Raw genomic sequence first — 10,991 nt, forward strand, 5'->3', positions numbered from 1 at the left:
GCCGGGAGGTGTGCAGCACCCACAGCTCGACCTCCTTGCCGTCCAGGCTGCCCACTGCACCAGTTCGCCGTCATCGACTTGCTGCCCGACGATGGACCGCGGCACCAGCGCGGCACCGGCGCCGGCCAGCGCGGCGTCCCTGAGCATCAGCATCGACGAGAGCCCGAGCACCGGCACGGGCTCGATCAGCAGGCGGCCCTCGTCGACAGACCAGGTCTCGCCGTCCCGATAGGCGCTGACGACGGCGGGCACGCGCACGGGCGCAGCGCCAGGCGCGGGCCTGGCGATGGACGGCGCGGCGACGACCACGAGGCGGTCCTTCGCAAAACAGCGGCCCACCAGCGCCGTGTCCACCCGCGGGTTGGGGCGGATGGCGACGTCGAACTGCTCGTCGACGAGATCCACCACCCGATCTTCCGCCACCACCTCCAGAGTGACGTCGGGATAGAGCCCGCGGAACTCCGCGCACAGCCGCCCCATCGCCAGCTGTGAAAACAGGATGGGTGCCGCCACGCGCAGGCGCCCGGCCACCTTGCCGCTGCCTTCCCGCGCCGCGCCGATCGCATCGGCCACCTCGTGCATGGGCCCTTCGGTACGGCTGAGCAGCAGCTGGCCGGCCTCGGTCAGCTCCAGTCCCTTGCCGCCGCGCTCGATGAGGCGCACGCCCAGTTGCTCCTCCAGGTCCGCCACGCGCCTGGACAGCGTGGCCTTGGAGCGCCGGCTGGCCCGGCTGGCTCGGCCAAAGCCACCGTGCGTGGCCACGAGGTTGAAGTCGGTCAGGGCGTTCAGGTCCATATCGTCTCAATTCGAAGACACATTGTCCTGATTTTGGCGTCTGTGTTTATGTATTGCAACGGCCTATCTTTCGTCCAAGCCAGCGAAACAAATCGCCTGGCCCTGGTCCTTCCCCTTAATCAGCTTTCAAGAGAGTCCATCATGAGCATCCTCGTCATCGGTTCCACCGGCACCGTCGGTTCCCTCGTCGTCCAAGGCCTGGCCAAGCAAGGCGCTCAGGTCAAGGCGATGGTCCGCCGCACCGGCACCCAATCCCTGCCCGCCGGCGTCGACGGCGTCGTCGCCGACCTCGGCGACGTGAACTCGTTGCGCCTGGCGATGAGCGGCGTGCGCACGCTGTTCCTGCTGAACGCCCTCGCCCCCGACGAGGTCACGCAGTCGCTGCAGGCGCTCAGCGTCGCCCGCGAAGCCGGCATCCAGCGCATCGTCTATCTGTCGGTCATCCACGCCGACCTCTACACCGACGTGCCCCACTTCACCGGCAAGCACACCGTGGAGCGCATGATCGAAAGCCTGGATCTGCCAGCGACCATCCTGCGCCCGGCCTATTTCATGCAGAACGACGCCAGCATCCAGCCCGTCATCGAAGGCTACGGCGTCTTCCCCATGCCCATCGGCGCCAAGGGCTGCGCGATGGTGGACGTGCGCGACATCGCCGACATCGCCGTGGCCGAGCTGCTGCGTCGCGACCGCTCGCCGGAACCCCTGCCCCGCCTGACGCTGGAAGTGGCCGGCACCGAGGTCTTCACCGGCGAGACGGCCGCCGCTGTCTGGGGYCAGGCGCTGAATCGCGAGATCCGCTACGGCGGCGACGACGTGCAGGCCTTCGAGGCACAACTGGCCGCGCAGCACGTGCCCGCCTGGATGGCCTACGACCTGCGCCTGATGATGAGCCGCATCCAGCAGCTCGGGCAGATTCCCGCCGCCGGCGCTACCCAGACGCTGGAAAAGATGCTGGGCCGCCCGCTGCGGACCTACCAGGCCTTCGTGGCCGAGCGGGTGGCGACCTAAGGCTTGCTAACCAGGACGACGCCGGCCAGCACCAGCAGGCTGCCGGCCACGAAGCTGGGCGACAACGCCTCGCCCAGCAACCAGACACCCAGCAGCACGCCAAACAGTGGCGTCATAAAGGTGAAGGCGCCCAGGCGCGAGGCTAGGTAGCGACGCAGCAACCAGAACCAGGCCAGGAAGCTGGCGAAGGACACGACCAGGCTCTGGAAGGCGAGGTGGGCCCAGACGGCGGCAGTCGGCTCGAAGCGCCACTGACCCGTCGCCCAGGCACCCGGCAGCAGCAGCACGAAGGCGCCGAGCAGCTGGTAGCACAGCGTCTCGGTCGCCGGTGCGGCGGCCAAGCGCGTACACCGGATGGTGACCGTCGTAGCGCCCATGGCCAGGCCGGCCAGCACCGCGAGCAGGTCTMCCAGCAGCGCAGAGCCGTCAGGGGCCAGACCGCCCCACAGGAAGGCCAGCGCGATGCCTCCGAATGCCAGGCCTATGCCCGCCCAGCGACGCCGGTCGAGGCGCTCGGCCGGCAGCCGCCAGTGCAGGCCCAGGGCTGTGAACAGCGGCGAGGTGTAGAGGAAGACGACGACGTGCGAAGCCTGGGTCAACTGCAGCGCCAGGGCCACGAGCAGGAATTCCAGCGCGAACAGCGAGCCCGCCGCGGCACCGGCTGCCCAGCGGCGGCGATCCAGCGCCTCGCCGCGCCAGCGCATCAGACCGGCGAGCAGCAACAGGGCGATGCCGGAGCGCAGGCCGATCATCAGCATCGGGCCGGCCTGCGCCGTCACCGCCTTCAGCGACACCTGCTGCAGGCCCCAGAGGCAGCACAGCAGGAGCATGACGCCGCCGGCGCGGGCGTCGAGCGGGCCGGCCGTGATGCCGGGCGGCCGGGCAAGCTTGGCGGGTAATGCGGTTGGGGCGGGATTGAGGTACTTCATGGCCGCCAATGTGCCGGTCGGCCGCGAATCCGAAAAGCACATAATTCGCTTCCAAATCATCCGCTTTTCGAATTCATGCGCGATCTGCAGATCGACTGGCTGAAATGCTTTGTGGCCACCGTCGATGCTGGCTCCCTGTCCAGCGCCGCGGCCGAGATCCACCGCTCGCAGTCGGCCGTCAGCATGCAGCTCAAGAAGCTGGAGGCGGCCGTCGGCCACCGCCTGCTTCGGCGCGATGCGCGCCAGTTGGAACTGACGCATGAGGGCCAGACCCTGCTGGGCTATGCGCGACGCATACTGGACCTTCAGGCCGAGGCCCAGGCGGCGCTGCGCGAGGACGATGTCTCAGGTGTCGTGCGCCTGGGCGTACCGGATGACTACGCTCGCAGATACCTGACACCGGTCCTCAAGCGCTTTGCGCCGCGCCATGGCGGCGTTGAGATCCAGCTGGACTGCGAGCAGTCGACCTCGCTGATCCCGCGCGTGGCGCGTGGCGATCTCGACCTGGCCCTGGTTTCGCGCGACCACGCACGGCGCGGCACCCTGCTCTTCCACGAGCCCATGGTCTGGGTCGGCTCCCCGCAGTTTGACATCTGGCGGCGCGACCCGCTGCCCATTGCAGTCTACGAGGAGGCCAGCCTGGGCCGGCGCAGCGCCATCAACGCCCTCGCCCTGCAGGGCCGGCCCTACAAGATCGTCTACAACAGCTCCAGCCTGGCAGGGCAGATCGCAGCCGTCGAGAGCGGCCTGGCCGTGGCCGTGCTGACGCAGTGCAGCGCGCCGCCGCATCTGCAACTTCTGGGCGCCGAACAGGGCCTGGGACCGCTGGAGCCGATGCAGGTAGCCGTCTACCGCAGCAAGACGTCCAAGGGCAACAAGGCGGTGGACAGCCTGCGGCGGATGCTGATCGAGACGCTCAGGGTGTCGGGCTGACACGCACCATCATCACGCCGTGAGGCTTCACGCTGCCGCCGACCTCGCCCGAGACGCCGCGGGTCTTCTTGCCCGACCACAGGTCGTGGACCTCGGCCTTGATGCGCGGCGCGAGGTCCAGCTGCTCCCACGTCACCTTGATGTCGGCCGCCGTTTCGCCGCGGTTGAACAGCACGGCCGCACGTTCGCCACCGGCCAGCGTGCGCACCCAGACTTCCAGGTTGCCCTGGCGCCAGACGCGCCGGCCCTGCCGGCCGAGCGGGTCCTGGTCGACCTTGATGACCTCGGCATTGGTCAGGATGCGGCGGGTGTCCGCATCCATCTTCGCCATGTCGTTGCCCGCCACCAACGGCGCGGCCAGCATGGCCCAGATCGAGAAGTGGCTCTCGTACTCCGTCGTCGTCATGCCGCCGTTGCCGACCTCCAGCATGTCGGGGTCGTTCCAGCCGTTGGGCGCGGCGTCGGCCCACAGGTCGGCATTCATGTCGATGATGTCCAGCAGGCCGTGCGACCACTCCTTCTTGCCCTTCCAGGCGTCCCAGATGTCGCCCGTGGTGCGCCACAGATGGCCGACGGGATGGGCCCAGCGGCCGGGCTGGCTGCCGCCCCATTCGCAGATGGACAGCACGATGTCACGGCCCGATTCGCGCAGCGCCTTGGCCATGATGGTGTAGGCCGCTTCGGGGGTGCGCGGGCCGGTGTAGCACCAGTCGTATTTCAGCCAGTCCACGCCCCACTTCGCATACTGGCGCGCATCCTGGAACTCGTGGCCGGCGCTGCCGGGGCGGCCACCGCAGGTTGCGGCGCCGGCATCGGAATAGAGGCCGAACTTCAGGCCCTTGGAATGAACGTAGTCGGCCAGTGCCTTGATGCCCGATGGGAAGCGCTCGGGGTCGGCCTGGATGTTGCCGTCCGCGTCGCGGCTCTTCTGCCAGCAGTCGTCGATGACGATGTAGCGGTAGCCCGCGTCTTTCATGCCGGAGGCGACCATCGCGTCGGCCTGCTGGCGGATCAGCGTCTCGCTGACGTTGCAGGCGAACTTGTTCCAGGAGTTCCAGCCCATCGGCGGCGTGGGCGCGAGATTGGGCTTGGGGGCGTCGAGCTTGAGCGTCTCGTGCGGGGCGGCCTGGGCGCCGGCAATGAAGACGCAGGTCGACAGGGCCAGCAAAGCGCGGCCGAGCCAGGTTGAAGTCATGGGGAAAACTCCGAAAAAAGTCAGACGGTGCCGCGGCGCGCTTCCAGCTCGGCGCGGATCTCGTTCATGCGCCGCTCGGTCAGGAAGTAGCGGGACACGATGTAGAGGGCGATAAGCAGCCCGAGGATGGGAATGCCCGACAGGGCGACCCGGATCATGAACAGCGCATCCTCGCCCTGCACCGGCAGCTTAGCGTTGAAGCCGGTGAACATCAGCACCCAGCCGGAGGCGCCGTTGCCCAAGGCGAGGCCGACCTTGGAGATCCAGGAGCCGCAGGCGGCGAACGAACCCTCGCGGCGCTGTCGGCTGCCGAGCTCGTCATGGTCGATGACGTCGGCCATCGCCGAGCCGTAGATCGTCCAGAACCCGGCACCGACGAAGGCCACGCCGCCGCTGGCAAACAACTGCAGCCAGGGCAGCTGCGGGTTGTAGAAGAACCAGTCGCCGACGAAGGCGAGGATGCCCAGCACCAGCACCGTCATCAGCGCATTGCGCTTGCCCCAGTGCCTGGCCACCCACCCGGCGAAGGCGATGCCAACGAGGCCGCAGACCAGACCGGCGATGCCCATCATCGAGTTCCACTTGGTGGCTTCAACGACGTTGCCGGCGCAGACGTAGTAGACGGTGGCGTAGTAGCCCAGCATGCCCACCATGGAGGTGGCCATGTTGTAGGCCATCATCGTGCCCAGCATCTGGCGGAAGGGCTTGTTCTTCAGTGTGCGGTACAGGGTGTCCTTGAAGGGCACGCGCTGCCGGGTCTGCGCCACGACCTTCTGGTAGTAGCGTTCGCGGGTCAGCAGGAAAATGGCGATGGAGACCACCACCATGATGCCGCCCAGGATGCTGGTGTAGACCTGGGCACCCAGCAGGATGTCGGGCTTGCCCTTCGCATCATTGAAGAAGGCCAGCGTCGTGAACTGGGCCGCCACGAACATCGCCAGCTCGGGGAGCTTCTGGATCGCGTTCTTCCATGACATCACGCGCGTGCGCTCGTGGTAGTCGGGCGTCATCTCGGCGCCCAGGCTGTTCCAGGGCATGTTGAAGCAACTCATGACCGGCACGTACAGGCAGGTCGAGACCAGCATGAAGATGAAGTATTCGTTGTCGCTCCAGCCGCGGCCGACGGCGAACATCAGCGGCAGGCCGATGCCGGCGAGGATGCCGCCCACCAGGATGAAGGGGCGGCGGCGCCCCCAGCGCGTGCGGGCGTTGTCGGAGAGCCAGCCGAACAGCGCGTCCGAAACGGCATCGACCGCGATCTTCAGGAAGATGACCGTGGAGATCAGCCCCGGCGCCACGCCGAGGAAGATGTTGAAGACGTGGAAGGCCAACGACTGGTAGAGCCAGTGGCCCCACATGTCCAGGAAGGAGCCCAGGCCGAAGCCGATCTTCTGCCGCGCGGGCACGCGGTCGGCCGCAAGTGTTGGCGCTGGCGGCACGGAGGCGGTCGGGCGCTGCACGGGCGGCATGGCGGCCCCTTCGGGATCGGCGATCAAGACTGTCTCCTTCGCCTGGCGCTGAGCGAGGCGGTATTTTTAGTAAACAGTCCTATTTTCGTTCGTTGATCGCACGAACGAAAGGCGGTGCAACTACCTAGGCAGCCACCTAGACAGCTGCGGTCTTGCGCCTGGCCTTGCGCGGCGCGGCCTCGGCTTCAGGCGCCGCGACGAAACGGGAACTCTCGCGCACGACCAGCTCCACCGGCAGCGACGCGTCATTGGGTGCGACATCGCCTTCGATGAGGGCGCGTGCGGCGACGTTGCCAAGTGCTTCCTTGTCCATCTTCACAGTGGACAGGGGCGGCTTGTTGCGGGCAGCCTCCTCGATGTCGTCGTAGCCGATGAAGCGGATGTCCTCGGGCACGCGCAGGCCGCGCTCAAGACAAACCTCGATGGCAAACATGGCCGTCGAGTCGTTGTAGGCGAAGACCGCGTCCGGGGGGTTGGGCAGGGCCAGCAGGCGGCTCATCGCATCACGGCCGGCGTCGCCGTATTCCAGCGCCGGGTCCAGCGTGACTTCGTAGTCGGGGTCAAACAGGCGGCCGGCCTCGAACAAGGCGCGGCGGAAGCCCTTGGCGCGCAGCGACGTCGAGTAATGCGCCAGCGGCCCGAAGATGGCGGCGATGCGTTGGGACTGGCCTTCCAGCAGATGGCGAGTCGCCAGCCAGGCGCCAAGCTGGTTGTCGTCATTGACGCAACGCACGCCGGGGTAAAAGTGATCCACGAGCACCAGCGGCAGTTCGCAGCGGCGAATGGATTCCATGGCCTCGGGGTCGAAATAGCCGGCACCCAGCAGCGCCTCGGCCTCATGGCGGCGTACCTGGCCGGCCACGTCGTCGCCCGCCAGCACCGACATGATGCTCAGCGGCACGCCGGCCTCGCGGCAGGCCGTCTCGGCGCCGTGCAGCACATAGGAATAGAAGGGGTTGTTGGCCAGCGAGCCCAGGCTGCGGCTGTACAGGAAGAGCATGCGGCGTGGCTTGCCGGTGCGCAGCTTGCCGACGTCGTAACCCATCTGCTGGGCCACGCCGAGCACCTGGGCGCGAGTCTGCTCAGACAGGCCGGGCTGGCCCTTCAGCGCGCGCGACACCGTGCCGATGGACACGCCCGCGGCCTCGGCCAATTCGCGAATCGTCACTCCCTTGTCGGCCATCACCCGAGCTCCCGCTGTTGTTTAGCACGTCGCATCGGGCGCGATTGTGCATCGGCACCCCAGCGGCCCCGGGTACACCCTGTACCGGGGGCAAAACCTAGGCTGGATATTGTTCACTAAACAATCGCTGTTGCATAGAATATTTCCGAACCACCGACGAAGCGCGCCAAGCGCCGCCGACATGCTCCCCTGCCCCATCGCCGTCCTCGGCGAAGCCCTGGTCGACGAATTCCATGACGGACCCGTCGCGGGTGGCGCGCCCTTCAACGTGGCGCGCTCGCTCGCCGCCATGGGCGCGCCGGCCCTGTTCATCAGCCGCGTCGGCGCGGACGATGACAACGGCCGCCTCGTGCTCGACAGTGCGCGCCGCTACGGCCTGGACAGCGCCGGCGTGCAGCGCGACCCGCAGCACGCCACCGGCCGCGTCAGCGTGCACGAGGACGCCGGAGGCCACCACTTCGAGATTCAAGGCGACGCCGCCTGGGACCATATCGACGCCGCGGCCGCCCGCCCTCACCTCGCTGAAACGGCGCCGGCGTGGCTCTACTTCGGCAGCCTGGCCCAACGCCAGCCCGCCTCGCGCGCGGCCCTGCGCGCCCTCGTCAAGCCTTTCACCGGCACGCGCTTCCTGGACTTGAACCTGCGGGCCGGCACTGAAACCCGACTGCTGGCCGCCGAGTCGCTGATGCTGGCCGATTGGGTCAAGGTCAACGACGAAGAACTGGCCCAACTGGCCGGCTGGTTCGATGCCGGCGCGCCCGACGACGCCGGCCGCGCCAGCGCATTGATGGCACGTTTTGCACTGCAACGCCTGGTGCTGACCTGCGGCGCCAGCGGCTGGCGCTTCTACGCGCCGGGCGGCGTGCTGCTGGCGCAGGGGGCTGGCGTCATCCAGCCGTGCATGGTCGACACCGTCGGCGCCGGCGATGCCTTCACCGCCCTGCTGCTGGCCGGCCTGTCGCTGGGCCGTGACCTGCCCGCCACGCTGGCCCTGGCCAATCGCTACGCCTCCTTCATCTGTGGCGTGCGCGGCCCGCTGCCCGCCGAACCCCTTGCCCTGCAACCCTGGCGCACCGCCCTGCATGCGCTGCCGACCTCTGCCTGAACGACTGCCCGACATGGACCTGACCCCGCCTCCCACCTCCCTGGCCGACCTCGTCGCGCCGCCCGCCGGCTCGGCCATGCGCCGCCCCGGCTTCATCTTCGGCGCCGGCACCTCGTCGTACCAGATCGAAGGCGCCGCACACGAGGACGGCCGCCTCGAATCCATCTGGGACCGCTTCTGCGCGACGCCGGGCAAGGTGCTGCGCGGCGAGAACGGCGACGTGGCCTGCGACCACTACCACCGCTTTGAAGAAGACCTGGACGTCCTGCAGCGCCTGGGTGTGGACGCCTACCGCTTCTCCATCGCCTGGCCGCGCGTGATGGACGAGGCCGGCCGGCCGAATGCGAAGGGCATCGACTTCTACAAGCGCCTGCTCGACGGCCTGGCCAAGCGTGGCATCCGCGCCTTCGTCACGCTGTATCACTGGGACCTGCCCCAGCACCTCGAAGACCGCGGTGGTTGGCTGAACCGCGAGACGGCCTACCGCTTTGCCGACTACGCCGACCTGATGAGCCGCGAACTCGGTGGCGGCCGCGTGGCGGCCTGGACGACGCACAACGAGCCCTGGTGCTCAGCCTATCTTGGCTATGGCGACGGGCACCACGCGCCCGGCCTCAAGTCCAACCGCTGGGCCGCCCAGGCCATGCACCATTTGCTGCTGGGGCACGGCCTGGCGTTGCCCATCCTGCGCGCCAACGACCCGACGGCCTTGCACGGCATCGTCGCCAACTGCGCGCCGGGCTATGCCGACACCGACACAGCCGAAGACCGCGACGCCGCTTCGCTGTTCGAGACCTACCAGAACCGCTGGGTGCTGGACCCGCTGCTCAAGGGCGAGTACCCGGCTGACCTGTGGCGCCTGTGGAAAGGCTGCGAGCCCCTGGTACTGCCCGGCGACATGGACCTCATCAAGCAGCCCATCGACTACCTGGGCATCAACTTCTACAGCCGCGCCGTGCTGCGCTCCAAGGGCCCCGACACCATCGACTGGGTGCGCCACCCCGAGGTCGAGCGCACGACGATGGACTGGGAGGTCTACCCGCAAGGCCTGCAGGACCTGTTCGAAGCCTTCAAGCGCGACTACGCCAATCTGCCGCCCCTCTACATCACCGAAAACGGCATGTCGAGCGACGACATGGTCAGCGCCGGCGACGTCGACGACCTGCAACGCCAGGCCTACATCAAGCAGCATTTCGCGGCATGCTCACGCGCCATGGACAACGGCGTGGACGTGCGCGGCTATTTCATCTGGTCGCTGCTGGACAACTTCGAATGGGCCTTCGGCTACGAGCGCCGCTTCGGCCTCGTGCATGTGGATTTCGAGACCCAGCAGCGCACGCTCAAGCGCAGCGCGCTGGCGTATGCGGACTTCCTGCGGGAGCGGGCCGGGCGATAAAACTCAGCTCGCACTGACGAGGCGGTCGAGATAAGCCGCATGGTCTGGCATGCCGTCCACCGTCCGGGCGACGGCAGTGTGCAGACGCTGGAAGTGCTCCCGCAGCGCGACCTCGCTCACCTGCTTCAACAGTGGGTCCAGGCCCTCGGGCTTCAGGCCCAGGCCGAGGTAGAGCGAGTACCACGAGTCCTCGCCGAAGCTGTCGCGGTCCAGGATGACGACGCGACCGTTGCGGCGAAAGGTTTCGATCTGGTGCGCCAGCGTGTCGGGGATGGGCATGGCCGCGCAGTAGCGCCAGAACTCGCTGTCGTCACGCTGCGTCTGCTTGTAGTGCAGGATGATGAAGTCACGGATGGACTCGTACTGCCTTGTCATGCGGCGGTTGTATTCGTCCACCAGATGCGGTTCACACTTGCGGTCGGGGAATAGCTCCACCAGGCTGCTGATGCCGTGGATGACGAGCGACAGGCTGGTGGATTCCAGCGGCTCCAGGAAACCCGACGACAGGCCCACCGCGACGACGTTCTTCTCCCAGATGCGCTTGCGCATGCCGGTCTTGAAGCGCAGCTGGCGCGGCTCGCCCTGGGGCGCGCCGTCGAGGTTACTCATCAACACGTGGCCGGCTGCCTCGTCGCTCATGTAGCCGCTGCAGTAGACATGACCGTTGCCGGTGCGGTGCTGCAGCGGGATGCGCCACTGCCAGCCGGCGCTGCGCGCCGTAGACGTGGTGTACGGCGACAGCGGCAGCACCTTGTCGCAGGGCACGGCCTGGGCACTGTCGCAGGGCAGCCAGTGCGTCCAGTCGTGATAACCGGCTTTCATGACACCCTCGATCAGCAGCGCGCGAAAGCCCGAGCAGTCGATGAAGAGATCCCCCTCGATGCGCCGGCCATCGGCCAGCGTCACGGCGGTCACGAAGCCGTCGCCGGGGCGCAGCGACACGTCGACGATGGTGCCCTCCTCGCGCTTGACGCC

General features: G+C 67.7%; 9 protein-coding genes and 1 pseudogene. 4 read left to right on the forward strand and 6 right to left on the reverse strand.

The window, feature by feature from the left end:
* Positions 1–795: pseudogene (locus AC1DU6_RS10735) on the reverse strand (LysR family transcriptional regulator); the annotation flags it as partial.
* A 141-nt stretch (positions 796–936) separates the two neighbouring features.
* Between AC1DU6_RS10735 and AC1DU6_RS10740 the strand changes: the two are divergent.
* Positions 937–1,806 (forward strand): SDR family oxidoreductase, encoded by an 870-nt coding sequence (locus AC1DU6_RS10740; RefSeq protein ID WP_457322541.1) that lies wholly within the window; start codon positions 937–939, stop codon positions 1,804–1,806.
* Here the strand turns inward: AC1DU6_RS10740 and AC1DU6_RS10745 are convergent.
* A complete protein-coding gene (locus AC1DU6_RS10745) occupies positions 1,803–2,636 on the reverse strand; it encodes a DMT family transporter (RefSeq protein ID WP_477857123.1) in 834 nt (277 codons plus the stop codon). The genes AC1DU6_RS10740 and AC1DU6_RS10745 overlap by 4 nt on opposite strands.
* Before the next feature lie 174 nt (positions 2,637–2,810).
* Here AC1DU6_RS10745 and AC1DU6_RS10750 point away from each other — a divergent pair, with 174 nt between their 5' ends.
* On the forward strand, positions 2,811–3,668 hold the full coding sequence (locus tag AC1DU6_RS10750; protein WP_056203856.1) for a LysR family transcriptional regulator: 858 nt from the start codon (positions 2,811–2,813) through the stop codon (positions 3,666–3,668).
* On the opposite strand, the gene AC1DU6_RS10755 is transcribed toward AC1DU6_RS10750, so the two are convergent.
* From AC1DU6_RS10755 to AC1DU6_RS10765, 3 genes are all read right to left on the reverse strand, one after another.
* A complete protein-coding gene (locus tag AC1DU6_RS10755; protein ID WP_457322543.1) occupies positions 3,652–4,863 on the reverse strand; it encodes a glycoside hydrolase family 27 protein in 1,212 nt (403 codons plus the stop codon). The genes AC1DU6_RS10750 and AC1DU6_RS10755 overlap by 17 nt on opposite strands.
* A gap of 20 nt (positions 4,864–4,883) precedes the next feature.
* Entirely contained in the window at positions 4,884–6,359 is a 1,476-nt protein-coding gene (locus AC1DU6_RS10760; RefSeq protein WP_457322545.1) for an MFS transporter, read from the reverse strand.
* A 109-nt stretch (positions 6,360–6,468) separates the two neighbouring features.
* Entirely contained in the window at positions 6,469–7,515 is a 1,047-nt protein-coding gene (locus tag AC1DU6_RS10765; protein ID WP_457322547.1) for a LacI family DNA-binding transcriptional regulator, read from the reverse strand.
* A 181-nt stretch (positions 7,516–7,696) separates the two neighbouring features.
* On the opposite strand from AC1DU6_RS10765, the gene AC1DU6_RS10770 reads away from it, so the two are divergent.
* Together AC1DU6_RS10770 and AC1DU6_RS10775 are read left to right on the forward strand one after the other, a co-directional pair.
* Positions 7,697–8,620 (forward strand): PfkB family carbohydrate kinase, encoded by a 924-nt coding sequence (locus AC1DU6_RS10770; protein WP_457322549.1) that lies wholly within the window; start codon positions 7,697–7,699, stop codon positions 8,618–8,620.
* 13 nt (positions 8,621–8,633) lie between these two features.
* Complete coding sequence (locus AC1DU6_RS10775; protein ID WP_457322551.1) at positions 8,634–10,016, forward strand: GH1 family beta-glucosidase; 1,383 nt, start codon at positions 8,634–8,636, stop codon at positions 10,014–10,016.
* A 3-nt stretch (positions 10,017–10,019) separates the two neighbouring features.
* Here the strand turns inward: AC1DU6_RS10775 and AC1DU6_RS10780 are convergent.
* Positions 10,020–10,991 (reverse strand): tryptophan halogenase family protein (locus tag AC1DU6_RS10780; RefSeq protein WP_477857121.1); only part of this gene is annotated, 972 nt, incomplete at its 5' end.

The sequence above is a fragment of the Roseateles sp. P5_B10 genome, assembly GCF_056400485.1.